Here is a 15,050-nt window from a genome sequence, read left to right on the forward strand (position 1 = left end):
AGTATGAGTCCATTTTTAGTATTCTAAACTACTTTTGAACTCTAACTTTTAAACAAACAAGCACATGAAAAGTACAGTTTTACGTTACGGAATTTATAGCGCGATCACCTTATTTATTTTGGGTCTTGGAGGATTACTTTTAGGCAAAAGCCTGGATTATTCTATTCAAGAAGTTATTGGATATACAAGCATAGTCGTATCCTTGCTTTTTGTATTTTTTGGTATAAAACATTATAGAGATAAAGAAAATGATGGTATTGTTTCTTTCAGAAAAGCCTTTCTAATAGGTATTCTCATAAGTCTTTTCGCCGCATCGGCTTTTGGGATACTTGATAGTATTTATGTAAAATATATTAACCCAGATTTTGCCACAGAATACTACGCACACTATGTAGAAGAAATGCGAAATTCTCTGTCTGAGTCCGAATTCCAAACTCAGCTCAAAGACCTGGAAGCTCAAAAGGAATTATTTTCTAACCCGGTTATGAGTTTTTTATTAATGTTCCTTACCGTATTAATAATTGGGTTTATCATTTCGTTAATCTCTTCTTTGATTCTTCAGCGCAAACCTGTAACGGATTCATAATTATAAAGTCACAACTCATTTGATTAATTCAATAAAAACTTAAAAAACATGCAATACGAAGCTAAAACACTAGATGAATACATTGATGCGATTCCAGAAGAAAGAAAAAAACCGATGAGTACTTTAAGAAAGGTTATTAAAGAAAATCTTCCTGAAGGTTTTTCTGAAGAAATTAGCTACGGTATGATTGGATATGTAGTACCTCACACTTTATACCCAGATGGATATCATTGTGATCCCAAATTACCATTACCTTTTATGAATATTGCTTCACAAAAAAACTTTATTGCCGTATATCACTCAGGTATTTATGCTAATGAAGAATTAATGAATTGGTTTGTAGAAGAGTATCCCAAATACGTAAAAACTAAGTTAGATATGGGAAAAAGTTGTATACGATTCAAAAAAATAGATCAAATCCCAATGGATCTTATTGCCGAATTGGCCTCAAAGATGACTCCTAAAGAGTGGATAACTATCTACGAAAACAACGTGAAAAAGAAATAATATAATCCTATTATAAAACAACAAATTCAATGGAAAAAAGAGTTACAGGATTAGGTGGTTTTTTCTTTAAAACCAAAGATCCAAAAGCAACAAAAGAATGGTATGGCAAACATTTAGGTCTTCCTGTAGATAATTACGGATGTACTTTCTGGTGGAAAGATAAAGAAGGAAATGATTGCTCAACACAATGGAGCCCTTTTAAAGATGACACCACTTACTTTGCTCCTAGTAAAAAAGAATTCATGATGAATTTTAGAGTAGAAAATCTAGTAGAATTGCTTGAAGTATTAAAGGAAGAAGGAGTTACTGTTGTGGGTGAGATTGAAGAATATGAGTATGGTAAATTTGGATGGATTGTTGATCCTGAAGGAAATAAAATAGAACTCTGGGAACCAATAGATAAAGCTTTTTTATAATTGCCTCTACCTAAACAGATTTTTTTTGTAATTTTCTACAAACTAATAAATCATATTAAATAACATGAGTGAAGAAAACAACAATCTAGGGGATGATATTAAAAAAGGAGCAGAAGAAGCTGCAGATACGGTAAAAGAAACCGCCAAAGAGTTTGCTGAGGAAGCCAAAGAAACATTCAGTAACGCTACCGGTGAAAACAAAAAGATAATGGCAGGAATTCTTGCTATTGTTCTTGGAGCATTTGGGGTTCACAAATTCATTTTAGGGTATAACAAAGAAGGTTTTATTTTATTGGGTATATTTCTAGTAGGCTTTATCCTTTCTTGTTTTTTGATAGGATACCTATTTGTATGGATTCCTGGAGTAATTGGATTGGTAGAAGGTATTATTTATCTTACCAAATCAGATGATGAATTCTATCAAACATATCAGGTTAATAAAAAACCCTGGTTTTAAAATATATTAGTTATTAAAAGTCGAAAAAAACAATTTCGGCTTTTTTATTATATTTTAATATCGTAATATTGCGATATTAAAATACGAGTTTATGGGAATTACCAAAACACAAATATTTGATAAACATCAAAATGACCTAGCGCAGTTTTTTAAAATACTCGGGCATCCTGCTCGAATAGCTATTCTTCAATACATTAGCAAACAGGATTCCTGTATTTGTAATGACCTAGTTGAAGAAATAGGATTAGCTCAAGCGACTATATCACAACACCTTAAAGAATTAAAAAGTATTGGATTATTAAAAGGTGAAATTGAAGGAAAAAGTATGTGTTACTGTATTCAAATTGATCGATGGAATGAATTACACCAAATACTTCATTCTTTTTTTAATACCACAAAACAAAATTGCTGTTAACATCTAAAAAAATAAGAAGAATTATGAATACATCAGATTTTATAACATTATTAGCAGAACACCAAGGGAAATCATTATTATTCGAATATGCTCCAGGAATGCTCGTAGGAGCCAATTATCATATAACCGAAGTAAAACATACTACAATAGAGTCTGTTGATTGCGGTGCTGGAACTGACTCCTGGAAAGAAACAGTTATCCAACTTTGGGAAAGCCCTAGTGAATTAGGAAAAACTGATTATATGAGTGCATATAAAGCTTTAGGAATCCTTAGAAAAGTAGGTACGATGAAAACCTATGAAATGGATGCTCCAGTAAAAATAGAGTATGGCAATAGTATGTTTCACACAGCACAACTACATATTGCAGGGTTTAGTGCAAAAGAAGGACAATTAATTGTCAAGCTCACTGTAGAATCTACAGATTGTAAAGCCAAAGAAACCTGTGGCGTTCCAGAAACCGCTACCGTTGAAGCAAATTCTTGCGCACCAGGAAGTGGTTGCTGCTAGACAGATCTTGAGTAAACTTAGATTTGTTTGTTATGAATACTAACATCAAAATACAATACTTTACCAAATCAGATTGGCAGGATATTGCCCTAATATACAAAGAAGGAATCGATACAGGAATCGCCACTTTTGAAACTCAAATACCTAGCTGGAAACAGTGGAATGATTCTCATATCACCTCTTGTCGTTTTAAAGCAATCATCAATGATTCTATAGTAGGATGGGCAGCTTTATCTCCTGTTTCAAAGAGATCTGTATACAAAGGCGTTGCAGAAGTTAGCATTTATATAACATCAAAAAAACGAAATTTAGGCATCGGAAAACTACTTTTGTCAAAGCTTATTTCAGAAAGTGAAAAAGAAGGATTCTGGACATTACAAGCTGGGATTTTTAGTCAAAATATTGCAAGTATTAACTTGCACAAATCACTTGGTTTTAGAGAAATAGGTTATAGAGAAAAAATAGCAAAGCTAAACAATGTTTGGTATGACAATACCATTTTAGAAAAACGAAGTAACACAATAATGTAACCACAAAAACACCATAATTATGAATATTTTAGTACTGTGTACAGGAAACTCTTGCAGAAGTCAAATGGCAGAAGGATACTTAAAACATTTTGCAAAAGACAATGCAACTATTTATAGTGCAGGAGTCGAAACACATGGCGTAAACCCTAAGGCCATTGCTATTATGAAAGAAGATAACATAGATATCTCTAACCACACATCTAATAATCTTGATGAGTATTTAGATATTAAATTTGATTATATTCTGACTGTTTGTGATAATGCCAAAGAAAGATGTCCTTTCTTTCCTGGCAAGGCGGAACGCTTACACTATAACTTCTTTGACCCTTCTAAAGTAGAAGGAACCGAAGAAGAAATTCATGAAGCTTTTACAAAAACCAGAAATCAGATTAAATCATATTGTCAGGAATTTGTGAATAAAGAAGTATTAAAAACTACTGCGCTATAATTTTTATGGGAGTATACGATACAAAGCTTATTGATATACTCCCATCATTTTTTACAGACCGTAATTAATTGGAAGCATTTGACTAACCTTTAAGCTTCCCATATAACCGCTAAAAAGTAGTTTGTCAGGAGAAGTATGGTTTCCCAAACCATCAATATAAAATGGCTCTTTGGTATTAGAAATTAACTCAGTTTGTTTCTTTTTAAATAAAATACTTAACCTTTCTGCTGTCATTAAAACTTCTGCAGTTCTTTCTTTAAAAGTAACAACAAAATATTGATCCGGAGATACTTTAAATCCTTTATAGAAAATCTCAAAATCGTTATTTTCTAGATTATTTGTTGCCAGAGAACGCATAAAATGTAACACAGATCCTTCATAGGCTTTTAATCTTTTACGTTTATAATAATTTGAATTATTGGGAAATTCAGAAAAAAAACTAGTTCCTAAAAAATATACAGAATTTACCAAACTGTAATTATTAAGCCTTATTTCAAAATCTACAAGATTATACAAAATATCATAACCTAGTAAGGAGTTTTTAATTCTTAGAGGAGCTAATGAAGATGCATATAATATTTTATCTTTTGCACTATAATATAAATGAATATCCTCTTCGTTCTCTATAATACATTTTCGCTGAAACTTAGGTTCTCCTATAAAATACTTCCTAAAATATCCTAATTTTTTTTCTCTGCTCCAATCGTCAGTTTCAAGATAAACAGGATTTAGGGATTCAAGTTTTTCCTTTAAATACACTCGAAGATAATCCCTCTCGCTTATTGAAGATAGAGGAATTGTGATAGTTTGATATCCCAGATAGGTAATAATTACTTGCTTATCTGAAGTAACACCTAATTCTAACAAAAACTTACCTTGTTGATTGGTAACCGTACCACTAGTAGTTCCATCAAGATAAACTACGACTGACTCCAAAGGTTCTTTTGTCTTTTCATCATAAACAACCCCTTTCAGTTCTTTTTGCGAAAAACACGAAAATGAAAACGATAAAAGAAGAAAAAGAAAAATACTTTTATAGGTATTAATCTTACTTATCTGCATTTTTAAAATACTTCTGTTCCAATTCAGTTTGAAATTCTTCCATTACAGGTTTTACCGTACTATCCGGTAAATCTGCTATTCGAATATACATTAACCCATCAACAGCATTATTAAACAACGGGTCAACATTAAACGCAACTACCTTAGCATTTTGCTTGATATATTTCTTAATTAATACCGGAATACGTAGACTTCCTGGTTCGACCTCATCGATAATTTTATCAAACTTATTAAGATCACTCTTGCTTTCATCAAAAACAAAATCTTTATCAGCATCCTTTAGTTTTACCTTAAATTCTTTTTTAGGTCTTACATACTGAGCAACATAAGGATCATAGTAATGAGATTTCATAAACTCAATCATCAATGATTTAGAAAAATTACTGAATTTATTACTGATACTCACTCCTCCTATTAGATATTTATGTTCTGGAAAACGAAGTGTACAATGCACTATTCCTTTCCATAACAAAAACAATGGCATAGGACGTTGTTGATATTCTTTAATGATAAAAGCACGTCCCATTTCTATAGATTCACTCATCATTTTATGCAATTCTGGTTCAAATCTAAATAGATCCTGTAAGTAAAATCCATCGATTCCAAAATCAGCATAAATTTTAGATCCCATCCCCATTCTGTATGCTCCTACCATTCTTTTTGCTTTGTTATCCCACAAAAACATATGATGGTAGTAATCATCAAAAGGATCAAGATCTATTGAGTTATTAGTTCCTTCACCAATTTCTCTAAATGTAATCTCTCGTAATCTTCCTATTTCATGAACTACATTAGGCACAAACTCCTTTCTAGCCAAAAAGACTTCGTAATTTTTACTAATTAGTAATCGCTTATCATTATCTCTACAATATTGCAATTCTGATTCAATCACCTCACTACTACCTTCTAAAACAATCTCCTTTGGAGATTTTGGTATTTTTAAATTTTGAGGAATTGATTCTCTTAACGTCTTTTTTTCAAAAGGGTTAGACAACATATAGGTTTTCTTACGAAGAAAACTCGTAAAATCTTCAAGATCTTCATGCTCTTCTTGATCTTTTACTGAAACCGGCTTACCAATCCTAACTTTGATCACCTTATTTTCTTGAGAAAAAAGCTCACTGGGTAGTTTTGCTGTTCGCAGATTATCACTCATAGATGCTAAACGATAGAATAACCTGCTATTACGTGCATGAAAATATATCGGTATCACAGGAACTTTTGCTTTTTGAACAAGTCTCATGGCTACTGGCTCCCAAGTTTTATCTACATAATTTTTACCATCTTTTATAGTAGAAACCTCACCCGCAGGAAAAATCCCCAGAGGTTTTCCTTCTCTTAAATGAAGAATAGCTTCTTTAATCCCTTTTACACTTGAGCGAGCTCCTTTGCGATCTTCAAAAGGATTTACTGGCATGATGTAAGGCTTTAACTGCGTAAAATTATGAAGTAAAAAATTAGCGATAATTTTATAATCAGCTCTATGTTCTACCATTAATTTAAGCAACAATATACCATCAAGACCTCCCAATGGGTGGTTTGATAAGGTAATAAAAGCTCCTTCTTTCGGTAGTCTTTTTAAATCCTCTTCAGGGATATCAAAGCTCACATCAAACAAATCCAAAGCTGCATTTAAAAATTCTAATTCTTTTAAATGGCTAATAGTATTATATCGACGATTTACTTTTGAGACCCTGGTAATCTTAAGAACCAACCAACCTATAAAGGTACCAATAAAACCAAGTTTGTCTAATTTGAGCCCCGAGGCTACTTCTCTTGCTGTGACTATGGGCATTAATTATTATTTGTGCTGGCTACAAATATAGCAAAATCATTCAATTGGATGCTTCATTGACGTGCAACCATTTGATATGTTTCTCTGGTAAGCTGTTTTAATAAAATATCTTTATTTTTCTCTAAAGCTCGAATTGCATCCTCTGTAAAATGTCTAATAGTATATAATGAAACGTCTTTATTGTATACTACTTTGAATCTTGCTTTTAGTTGAGAAAATACGGTATCAAAGTGATTAAATTTATCATCTAAGCATACAGAAAAGCTAATTGCAGAATTCTGTATAAGATCCACTTTAATATGATGTTGATGGAAAAGATGAAAAATCTCACCTATTTTATCTTCAACAATAAACGAAAAATCTAAAGACGAAAGCGACACTAGAATTTGATTTTTCTTTACAATATAACACGGAATATAAGGAACTAGAACCTGCCCTTTCTCTACTGAAGTTCCATCATTTTCTGGATGAAGAAATGATTTTACATACAATGGTATCTCTTTACGTTGCAGTGGCTGAAGGGTTTTAGGGTGGATCACCGAAGCTCCATAAAACGCCAATTCGATTGCCTCACTATATGAAATTTGAGATAACAATTGTGTTTTTTCAAAAACCCGTGGATCAGCATTTAGAACTCCTGGAACATCTTTCCAAATACTCACACTATCTGCATTAAGACAATAAGCCAGAATTCCTGCCGTATAATCACTCCCTTCTCTACCCAAGGTAGTAGTAAAACCATCATCATTAGAACTTATAAATCCTTGAGTAATACTTAAAGCTTTCTTGTCTACCTTCTCAATAATACATTTTTGAGTGGTCTCCCAATCTACTTCTGCGTCACGATAATCATCATTTGTTTTGATAAGATCTCTTGCATCAACCCACGTATTATTATATCCCTGATCTATCAAATATTCACTTACTATTTTTGTAGAAATTAACTCTCCATAACTAACCACTTGATCATATACATAATCATATCTAGAAGATCTATTTCTATCCAATGTAGTTCTCAAGTCATCAAATAATGCATCTATAACACCAAAAATTGGTTGCTGATGATTATCAAACAGCTGTTTAGTAATTTCTTTATGATAAGTTTCAATTCTGGATATTGCTTTATTAAACTCTGGATTTTTATCAAGGTATAAAGCAACCACCTTTTCAAAAGCGTTGGTCATCTTACCCATTGCAGAAACTACCACAACCAAATTAGCAGAACCCGTTTTTTGAAGTACCTTAATTACATTCTTTACACCATCTGCATCCTTAACTGATGCACCTCCAAATTTAAAAACCCTCATTGTTACTAATTATAATGTAGAGATAAACTTCTTCATTCCATTCTGATCCATCTGAACCAAATACCAATCTTTTAAAAGGTTGGCTCCACTTTTTTCATAAAAATCAATGGCATTCTGATTCCAATCGAGAACCACCCACTCTACTCTTCGAACGCCTTTTGACTGAGCATATTTTAACACTTGTGCATATAATGCACTTCCTAATCCTGTCCCTCTCATAGATTCTTTAACAATCAAATCTTCCAGATGAATTGAGCGCCCTTTCCAGGTAGAAAATCGATAATAAACTATGGCTGTACCTACAATTCGATTCTCAACTTCTGCAACAAAACAATGAAAAAGAGGGTTATTTCCAAAACCTTCTTTTATAAGTTCTTCGACCGTAACCTCAACCGCGTCAGGCTCTTTTTCAAACTCTGCAAGTTCCTGAATAAGCTCTAAAACTTCTGGCATATCTGCTTCTACGCCATCTCTTATTATATAATCCATATCAAAAGTTTATCAAAACTATAAAATTAGTATTAGAAACCTGATAATTTTCTATGCATATACATTAGATCCGGCTCTTTTTATAATTATCAAACATATATGTATAATTTAAACTTCCGAAAACGATATAGTTATCTAAAAAATAATATTTTTGCACCAAAATTAAATTCACCATAAATGGCAAGAAAAAATCAAACTTTAGGAGAATTCATTATTGAAAATCAAAAGGATTTTCCATATGCAAGCGGAGAGCTTTCCCGTTTGATCAATTCGATTCGTTTAGCTGCAAAAATGGTGAATCATGAGGTAAACAAAGCAGGCTTAGTTGATATCACAGGAGCGATAGGCGAAACAAATATTCAGGGAGAAGATCAACAAAAACTGGATGTTTTGGCTAATGAAACTTTTATCAATACACTTACCAATAGAGAAATTGTATGTGGTATTGCTTCAGAAGAAAATGATGATTTTATAACGATAAAAGGTCAAAAAAACGATCACAGGAATAATTATGTGGTTCTTATGGACCCTTTGGATGGTAGTTCTAATATTGATGTAAACGTTTCTGTAGGAACTATTTTTTCTATTTATCGCAGGATTACTCCTACCGGAACTCCAGTAACTATTGATGATTTTTTACAACCTGGTAATCTTCAGGTTGCTGCTGGATACATTATTTATGGGACCTCTACAATGCTTGTATATACAACAGGTCACGGTGTTAATGGTTTTACACTTAACCCCGCTTTAGGAACTTATTATTTATCTCATCCAAATATGAGATTCCCTGATGACGGAAATATATATTCTGTAAACGAAGGTAATTATGTGCATTTTCCGCAAGGAATCAAAGATTACATAAAATATTGCCAGGAAGAAGAAGGTGATCGCCCTTATACCTCGAGATATATCGGTTCATTAGTAAGTGATATCCATCGTAACATGATTAAAGGAGGTGTTTATATGTATCCAAGCACATCAAAATCTCCTAACGGAAAATTAAGATTACTATATGAGTGTAATCCTATGGCATTTATCACAGAGCAAGCTGGAGGAAAAGCAAGTGATGGTTTTAGACGAATAATGGATATAAAACCTTCAGAATTACATGAACGCACACCATTCATCTGTGGAAGTAAAAACATGGTAGAAAAAGTAGAATCTTTTATGGAATCTGAATAATTTTTTAAATCCTTTACTTTTTTTGGCCTGGTATTTGAAAAGATTCTTACCGGGAAAAAGATAAAATAATACCTTTTATGGATTTTGTACAAAGAATAATCATATATTTATATGTATTTCGTACAACCCTATCCCCGAAATTTAAAAACCAAACGAATCACAATCTTTTAAAAATGAATGCTTTAACCTGAAACATTCCTCAGTATCAGGCATAAATCTTACATTTTTAATTTTTTATGTTAAATTTACATAGAGCCCAAAAGAAGAAACTAATAAATCATCCAAAATGGCCAAAGAAAAAAAAGCTGAAGAACAGCAAACCTCTAATGATCCTTCTTCAAAAATAGAAGCGATTAAAAATCTGATCTTTGGAGAGAATATTGAAGCATATAATTCAGAGTTTGAAAAGGTAAAAAAAGATATTGCTTCCAAAAAAAGAGAATTAGAAGATTTTATAGATGAAACACGTATCTCGTTAAATCAATCTATAGACAACTTAAGTACTGATGTAAATATTAGAATTACTGAGTTAGAAGATAACCTGGCAGATAAAGCCGAAGAACTCGATGCTAAAAAGGTAGATAAGAAAACATTAGGAGATCTCCTTATCGCAATGGGCGAAAAAATCAATCAGAAGTAATCCAATCTATCCTAAGCTATGGAAGATCAGGATAAACTTAAAATTCTTAAAGAACTCCTTCTCACAGAAGAAAAGGAGTATGCAGATTCCATTGCCAAAAAAGTTGATGAACTAAGTAAAATAGTGCATCAAAAACAAAAACTTTCTCATAAGGTAGATCCTATTATTGATGACAGATTAGAAGAATTTGTTGAAGAAATTCCAAAGACTTTAGGACCTACAATTACACAGACTTTAAAAGAAGAGATTAAGAATTCTCAGGACGCTGTTGTTGAAGCCTTATTTCCGATCATTGGTAAAATGATAAAAAAATACATTGCCCATGAGATGAAGTTGCTAAGTGAAAACATCAGTCGAAAAACAAGGCAAGCATTTTCATTCAGAAACTGGTTTCGTAAAGCAAAAGCTCGAGCACAAGGAGTTAGTGAAGGTGACTTAGCCATAGCAGAATATGCAAAACCCAGACTAATCCAGATGTTTGTTATAGAAAAAGATTCTGGGATATTAATTGCAGATTATAGTCCCCTATCTGATGGCACTATTGACAAAGATATGGTTGCAGGTATGCTTACGGCGATCAAAAGCTTTGTAGAGGATGCTTTTCAAGGGGGTGATCAAAATCTTGAAATGATCGAGTATGAATTATATACCTTGCATATTCAGAATTTTTATTCATATTATATTGCCGCTGTAATCTCTGGAGCATATAATATGATGTTTAAAGAAGTATTAGAAGATCAAATATTGGATTTTGCCCAAAAACATATTTCTCAAAGAGATTTACAAAACAGTACACTCTTTACTAAAAAATTAAAAAAACATTTTGCAGATGAAATTGTCTAAAAAAGTAGTGCTTTTAGGACACTTTGGTGTAGGAAAAACGTCTTTGTTCAGGCGTTTTGTTGACGACCAATTTTCTGAAGATTACAAAGTTACCTTAGGTGTTCAAATCAAGAAAAAAATAGTTACACTACCGGATGGCAGAGAACTTTCAATGATTATCTGGGATACAGAAGGACACTCTGATAGTGTGCAAGACACCAGAAAATCATATCTCCTGGGATCGCACGTCTTTATTTATGTATTTGACCTTACCAGACCTGATACCTATAAAAATCTTAACAACGATCTTGATTACTTATCTGATAATTATAAGAAAGTAGCGATCAAGACTATTGGTAATAAATTGGATTTGGTTAATGAAAAAGAAGCAATTGAACATCTTAAAGAAAAAAAGATTTCTTTTGATTGTTTAACCAGTGCCAAAACCAACAAAAATGTTCAGGATTTCTTTTCAGATTTAGCACAGGAAATAACGCAGTAAGATGAAACAAAAGGACGCTTTAAAATTTAATACTCAAACTCAAATCATTGAAGTTTCTAATGAAGGTATTATCACTGCAACTGATCATAACCTTTTTAATTGGTCAATAAGTTCATCAATTTATGATGCGCATCCTTTTTTTGAAATACTACGGAGTTTTGAAGAAAATGACCCAGATACCGAGTCCGAATTTAATTTCCCTTGTATTCATTTAGAAGATGAACACCAAGAAAGGATTTGTGATGTTATCATCATATTAAAACCCAAAGCGGTTACCATCATCCTTTATGACTATACTGGAAAATATAAAGAGTTAAATCAAATAGCTCAACAAAAAAATGAATCTATTCTTCTCAATAAAGAACTAGAACTAAAAAACAAATATCTACTCGAAAAAGAAAAGTTTAAAAACAGTTTTATTGCTAATATCAATCATGAGATCAGAACACCTTTAACTAGTATTTTGGGATTTATTGAAGTTCTTGAAAAGACAAAGTTAAGTTTTGAACAAGAAGAGTTATCTCGAATTATTAAAAGAGAAAGCCTCCACCTTAATGCTTTGATAGATGATATGATTGATATCTCTAAAATAGAATCTGGAAAACTTAAAATCCTTGAAGAAAGATTCTCTTTTCAAGAAATGATTAATGGGTTTGTTGAATCATATTCTATTCTAGCCGAAGAAAAAGGAATTGAATTCACTACTCACTTAGATCAAGGTATTCAAGAATATTTGATTGGAGATAAAACAAGAGTATATCAAATCTTGAACAATTTACTAAGTAACGCGTTTAAGTTTACTGAAGACGGGAAAGTACATCTATCAATAACTAAAAATTATCAACGCACTAATAAGTTGAGTCTTAATTTCAAAATTGAGGATACCGGTATAGGAATTCACAAAGAAAACTTACCTTATTTATTTGATAGATTCACTCGTTTTGATCAGGATAAACAAATTTCGGGAACTGGATTAGGCTTAGCCATTGTAAAAAATCTAGTTGATCTTCTTAAAGGAGAAATAAAAGTTGATAGTGAACCCGAAAAAGGGACAACTTTTAACATTAAGCTTCCTTTTAAATTCGAAATTTCAAAAGTCGCTCCAGAAAGAAAAAAGAAGAAATACTCTTTACCTAAAACTAAGAAGAAATTTAGAGTTTTATTAGTCGAAGATGAAGAAGTAACACAATACCTGGTAATGAAAATATTAATCACCCATGGTAGCTTTTTTGTAGATGTTGCTCATCAAGGCGAAGAGGCGATTAATTATATAGAAAAAAGAAATTACGATCTTGTTTTAATGGATCTTAAATTATCCAAGTCTGACGGTTATCAAATCACACGTAAGATTAGAAACAACTATGGTGATAAGATAATTTCTGAAGTCCCTATAATTGGGTTTACTGGAAAAGCTGGTGAGAAAGAAAGAGATAAATGCTTGCGTTCTGGAATGAATGATTTTATTGTTAAACCATTTGAGCAAAAAGATCTGATCTATAAGATCACAAAAGAGATAGCAAAAAAGGCTGCCGATTAAGGTAGCCTTTTTAATATTATACCGTATAAACGACAGATAACTATCGATTCATATTTTTGATCTCATCTATAAAAGCATCAACATCTGCACCTTCATCTACTAATATAAGTGCTTTATCAACAACATACTTAGCATTATCAGCTCTAAAACCAAGTCCGATACTTAATTTCTCAAGTAATGCTACCTGATTTTCTCCTTTAATATGATCAGCATATACCATTCTGGATAAATCATATAAACGCTCTAACCTTCTATCATAACTAGTTGGAGGATTTACCGGATGAGAGTTATAATCTTTTAAAATTTCTTTATAATCACTCTCAGAAATAGCAAGATTACGTGCTAATCGATCTAAAAAAGCCTTCTCTTCATCAGTAATTACTTCGTCACTCATTGCAACTCTTACAATCGCTGCAAAATGGTCTTTATTTCTCTTCTGAAACCCGCTATCAAATAAATCAGATATTGACATCATGTACTTTTATTTTATTTGCCGCAAATATAACTAAACTATACTCCTTTTAAAATTTAAAATCGTCCTTTTTTTATGTTCTCTTTACCCCTATCCAAAACAAAGCATTCTTAATATTTTCACAAACACTTTTTCTTACTCTTTGAGATAAAGTAATTTTAACTCAAATTAAAGTTCATGCAACACCAAAAACATCTTTTTGACCTTTCTGAAGATATCACTTATCTCAATGGCGCCTATATGGCACCTCAATTAAAATCCGTAACAGAAATAGGATTAAAATCTGTAGCTAGAAAAGCTCGACCTAATGAAATTTTGCCTGAGGATTTTTTTACCCAAAAAGAAATTTTAAAACAACGTTTTGCTACTTTAATAGAGGCTTCAGATTATAAGAATACTGCTATTATTCCATCTGTGTCTTATGGGATAGCAAATGCGGCAAACAACATCCCTATTCATAAAGGTCAAGAAATTCTTATCGTCGATGAGCAGTTTCCCAGCAATGTGTATGTCTGGCAAGAAGTGGCTAAAAAAAATGATGCCGTTATAAAAATAATTAAGCCTCCTTTAGAATTTAAAAACAGAGGAGAAATATGGAACAAAAACATTCTTGATGCTATAAGCAAAAACACTGCTGTTGTTGCTATGCCAATGGTACATTGGGCAGATGGGACACTTTTTGATTTAAAAACTATCCGAGAAAAATCAAAAGGCAATAATGCAAAACTAATTATAGATGGTACCCAAAGTGTGGGAGCATTTCCTTTTTCTGTTCAAGAAATACAACCAGACGCACTGATATGCGGTGGATATAAATGGTTACTAGGCCCTTATTCTATCGGAATGGCATATTATAATGATACTTTTAATGACGGTACTCCTATAGAACACAACTGGATGAATCGATATAATAGTGAGGATTTTAATAATTTAACTCAATATGAAGATCGTTATCAGGAAAAAGCATCTCGATATTCTGTCGGAGAATCCAGTAATTTTGCGCTAACACCTATGATGACAAGGGCTATTGAGCAATTGATAGAATGGCAACCCAAAAATATTCAAAAATATTGTGAATCAATTTCTGAAAAAGCCGTTAAAAAGCTACGAGAATTAGGATGCTTTATTGAAGACGAAAAGTATCGATCACATCATCTTTTTGGGATATACCTCCCTAATCACATCGATCTGGAAAAGCTTAAAACGAGATTAAAAAAAGAAAACATATTTGTTTCTTATAGAGGAAATGCCGTTAGAGTATCTTGTAATTTGTATAACGTTCAAGGTGATTTTGATAAATTAATCACTCAATTTACAACAGAAATTTAATATCTCTTTGTCAGAAATTTAGATAGCACCTATATTTGCCCTAAA

The 15,050-nt window shown here is 32.2% G+C and carries 19 protein-coding genes; 14 read left to right on the top strand and 5 right to left on the bottom strand.

The window, feature by feature from the left end:
* The first annotated feature begins 64 nt into the window (after positions 1-64).
* The 8 genes from U0D62_RS15140 to U0D62_RS15175 all read left to right on the top strand — a co-directional run bounded on the left by U0D62_RS15140 (position 65) and on the right by U0D62_RS15175 (position 3,868).
* A complete protein-coding gene (locus U0D62_RS15140) occupies positions 65-586 on the top strand; it encodes a DUF4199 domain-containing protein (RefSeq protein WP_322288148.1) in 522 nt (173 codons plus the stop codon).
* A gap of 48 nt (positions 587-634) precedes the next feature.
* Entirely contained in the window at positions 635-1,093 is a 459-nt protein-coding gene (locus tag U0D62_RS15145; RefSeq protein WP_322288149.1) for a DUF1801 domain-containing protein, read from the top strand.
* A 29-nt stretch (positions 1,094-1,122) separates the two neighbouring features.
* Positions 1,123-1,509: a VOC family protein gene (locus tag U0D62_RS15150; protein WP_322288150.1), complete on the top strand. Its 387-nt coding sequence runs from the start codon at positions 1,123-1,125 to the stop codon at positions 1,507-1,509.
* Between the two features lie 64 nt (positions 1,510-1,573).
* Entirely contained in the window at positions 1,574-1,966 is a 393-nt protein-coding gene (locus U0D62_RS15155; protein WP_322288151.1) for a TM2 domain-containing protein, read from the top strand.
* A 91-nt stretch (positions 1,967-2,057) separates the two neighbouring features.
* A complete protein-coding gene (locus tag U0D62_RS15160) occupies positions 2,058-2,381 on the top strand; it encodes an ArsR/SmtB family transcription factor (RefSeq protein WP_322288152.1) in 324 nt (107 codons plus the stop codon).
* Positions 2,382-2,404: 23 nt separating this feature from the next.
* Positions 2,405-2,890, top strand: a complete 486-nt coding sequence (locus U0D62_RS15165) for a DUF6428 family protein (RefSeq protein WP_322288153.1) — start codon at positions 2,405-2,407, stop codon at positions 2,888-2,890.
* Positions 2,891-2,922: 32 nt separating this feature from the next.
* Positions 2,923-3,420 (top strand): GNAT family N-acetyltransferase, encoded by a 498-nt coding sequence (locus U0D62_RS15170; protein ID WP_322288154.1) that lies wholly within the window; start codon positions 2,923-2,925, stop codon positions 3,418-3,420.
* A gap of 19 nt (positions 3,421-3,439) precedes the next feature.
* The gene (locus tag U0D62_RS15175) at positions 3,440-3,868 is read left to right on the top strand and encodes an arsenate reductase ArsC (RefSeq protein WP_416135542.1); all 429 of its coding nucleotides are present in this window, start codon (positions 3,440-3,442) and stop codon (positions 3,866-3,868) included.
* Positions 3,869-3,919: 51 nt separating this feature from the next.
* Here the strand turns inward: U0D62_RS15175 and U0D62_RS15180 are convergent, their stop codons facing one another.
* The 4 genes from U0D62_RS15180 to U0D62_RS15195 are packed head-to-tail and all read right to left on the bottom strand — an operon-like array spanning position 3,920 to position 8,521.
* Positions 3,920-4,930 (bottom strand): carboxypeptidase-like regulatory domain-containing protein, encoded by a 1,011-nt coding sequence (locus tag U0D62_RS15180; protein WP_322288155.1) that lies wholly within the window; start codon positions 4,928-4,930, stop codon positions 3,920-3,922.
* Entirely contained in the window at positions 4,917-6,725 is a 1,809-nt protein-coding gene (locus tag U0D62_RS15185) for a lysophospholipid acyltransferase family protein (protein WP_322288156.1), read from the bottom strand. Before U0D62_RS15185 ends, U0D62_RS15180 begins: the two co-directional genes overlap by 14 nt.
* A gap of 53 nt (positions 6,726-6,778) precedes the next feature.
* Complete coding sequence (locus tag U0D62_RS15190; protein WP_322288157.1) at positions 6,779-8,032, bottom strand: aspartate kinase; 1,254 nt, start codon at positions 8,030-8,032, stop codon at positions 6,779-6,781.
* 9 nt (positions 8,033-8,041) lie between these two features.
* Positions 8,042-8,521 carry a GNAT family N-acetyltransferase gene (locus U0D62_RS15195; RefSeq protein WP_322288158.1) on the bottom strand — a complete coding sequence of 160 codons (480 nt, stop codon included), beginning with the start codon at positions 8,519-8,521 and terminating at the stop codon, positions 8,042-8,044.
* A 177-nt stretch (positions 8,522-8,698) separates the two neighbouring features.
* On the opposite strand from U0D62_RS15195, the gene fbp reads away from it, so the two are divergent.
* From fbp to U0D62_RS15220, 5 genes are all read left to right on the top strand, one after another.
* Entirely contained in the window at positions 8,699-9,703 is a 1,005-nt protein-coding gene (gene fbp / locus U0D62_RS15200; RefSeq protein WP_322288159.1) for a class 1 fructose-bisphosphatase, read from the top strand.
* A 286-nt stretch (positions 9,704-9,989) separates the two neighbouring features.
* Positions 9,990-10,343 (top strand): fructose 1,6-bisphosphatase, encoded by a 354-nt coding sequence (locus U0D62_RS15205; protein ID WP_322288160.1) that lies wholly within the window; start codon positions 9,990-9,992, stop codon positions 10,341-10,343.
* 18 nt (positions 10,344-10,361) lie between these two features.
* Positions 10,362-11,186: a cell envelope biogenesis protein OmpA gene (locus tag U0D62_RS15210; RefSeq protein WP_322288161.1), complete on the top strand. Its 825-nt coding sequence runs from the start codon at positions 10,362-10,364 to the stop codon at positions 11,184-11,186.
* Positions 11,173-11,667 (top strand): Rab family GTPase, encoded by a 495-nt coding sequence (locus U0D62_RS15215; RefSeq protein WP_322288162.1) that lies wholly within the window; start codon positions 11,173-11,175, stop codon positions 11,665-11,667. The genes U0D62_RS15210 and U0D62_RS15215 overlap by 14 nt, the downstream gene beginning before the upstream one ends.
* A 1-nt stretch (position 11,668) precedes the next feature.
* Positions 11,669-13,204 (top strand): ATP-binding response regulator, encoded by a 1,536-nt coding sequence (locus U0D62_RS15220; RefSeq protein ID WP_322288163.1) that lies wholly within the window; start codon positions 11,669-11,671, stop codon positions 13,202-13,204.
* A 40-nt stretch (positions 13,205-13,244) separates the two neighbouring features.
* Here U0D62_RS15220 and U0D62_RS15225 read toward each other — a convergent pair whose 3' ends face one another.
* Entirely contained in the window at positions 13,245-13,676 is a 432-nt protein-coding gene (locus U0D62_RS15225; protein ID WP_322288410.1) for a TerB family tellurite resistance protein, read from the bottom strand.
* 177 nt (positions 13,677-13,853) lie between these two features.
* Between U0D62_RS15225 and U0D62_RS15230 the strand changes: the two genes are divergently transcribed.
* Positions 13,854-15,005 (top strand): aminotransferase class V-fold PLP-dependent enzyme, encoded by a 1,152-nt coding sequence (locus tag U0D62_RS15230; protein ID WP_322288164.1) that lies wholly within the window; start codon positions 13,854-13,856, stop codon positions 15,003-15,005.
* Positions 15,006-15,050: the final 45 nt, after the last annotated feature.

The sequence above is a fragment of the Aquimarina callyspongiae genome (genome assembly GCF_034322225.1).
GTDB lineage: Bacteria > Bacteroidota > Bacteroidia > Flavobacteriales > Flavobacteriaceae > Aquimarina.

What these genes read in the sequence shown, in the direction of transcription:
- U0D62_RS15140 (WP_322288148.1), top strand. Translation starts at nt 65, where the DNA reads ATGAAAAGTACAGTTTTACGTTACGGAATTTATAGCGCGATCACCTTA.
- U0D62_RS15145 (WP_322288149.1), top strand. Translation starts at nt 635, where the DNA reads ATGCAATACGAAGCTAAAACACTAGATGAATACATTGATGCGATTCCA.
- U0D62_RS15150 (WP_322288150.1), top strand. Translation starts at nt 1,123, where the DNA reads ATGGAAAAAAGAGTTACAGGATTAGGTGGTTTTTTCTTTAAAACCAAA.
- U0D62_RS15155 (WP_322288151.1), top strand. Translation starts at nt 1,574, where the DNA reads ATGAGTGAAGAAAACAACAATCTAGGGGATGATATTAAAAAAGGAGCA.
- U0D62_RS15160 (WP_322288152.1), top strand. Translation starts at nt 2,058, where the DNA reads ATGGGAATTACCAAAACACAAATATTTGATAAACATCAAAATGACCTA.
- U0D62_RS15165 (WP_322288153.1), top strand. Translation starts at nt 2,405, where the DNA reads ATGAATACATCAGATTTTATAACATTATTAGCAGAACACCAAGGGAAA.
- U0D62_RS15170 (WP_322288154.1), top strand. Translation starts at nt 2,923, where the DNA reads ATGAATACTAACATCAAAATACAATACTTTACCAAATCAGATTGGCAG.
- U0D62_RS15175 (WP_416135542.1), top strand. Translation starts at nt 3,440, where the DNA reads ATGAATATTTTAGTACTGTGTACAGGAAACTCTTGCAGAAGTCAAATG.
- U0D62_RS15180 (WP_322288155.1), bottom strand. Translation starts at nt 4,930, where the DNA reads ATGCAGATAAGTAAGATTAATACCTATAAAAGTATTTTTCTTTTTCTT.
- U0D62_RS15185 (WP_322288156.1), bottom strand. Translation starts at nt 6,725, where the DNA reads ATGCCCATAGTCACAGCAAGAGAAGTAGCCTCGGGGCTCAAATTAGAC.
- U0D62_RS15190 (WP_322288157.1), bottom strand. Translation starts at nt 8,032, where the DNA reads ATGAGGGTTTTTAAATTTGGAGGTGCATCAGTTAAGGATGCAGATGGT.
- U0D62_RS15195 (WP_322288158.1), bottom strand. Translation starts at nt 8,521, where the DNA reads ATGGATTATATAATAAGAGATGGCGTAGAAGCAGATATGCCAGAAGTT.
- fbp (WP_322288159.1), top strand. Translation starts at nt 8,699, where the DNA reads ATGGCAAGAAAAAATCAAACTTTAGGAGAATTCATTATTGAAAATCAA.
- U0D62_RS15205 (WP_322288160.1), top strand. Translation starts at nt 9,990, where the DNA reads ATGGCCAAAGAAAAAAAAGCTGAAGAACAGCAAACCTCTAATGATCCT.
- U0D62_RS15210 (WP_322288161.1), top strand. Translation starts at nt 10,362, where the DNA reads ATGGAAGATCAGGATAAACTTAAAATTCTTAAAGAACTCCTTCTCACA.
- U0D62_RS15215 (WP_322288162.1), top strand. Translation starts at nt 11,173, where the DNA reads ATGAAATTGTCTAAAAAAGTAGTGCTTTTAGGACACTTTGGTGTAGGA.
- U0D62_RS15220 (WP_322288163.1), top strand. Translation starts at nt 11,669, where the DNA reads ATGAAACAAAAGGACGCTTTAAAATTTAATACTCAAACTCAAATCATT.
- U0D62_RS15225 (WP_322288410.1), bottom strand. Translation starts at nt 13,676, where the DNA reads ATGTCAATATCTGATTTATTTGATAGCGGGTTTCAGAAGAGAAATAAA.
- U0D62_RS15230 (WP_322288164.1), top strand. Translation starts at nt 13,854, where the DNA reads ATGCAACACCAAAAACATCTTTTTGACCTTTCTGAAGATATCACTTAT.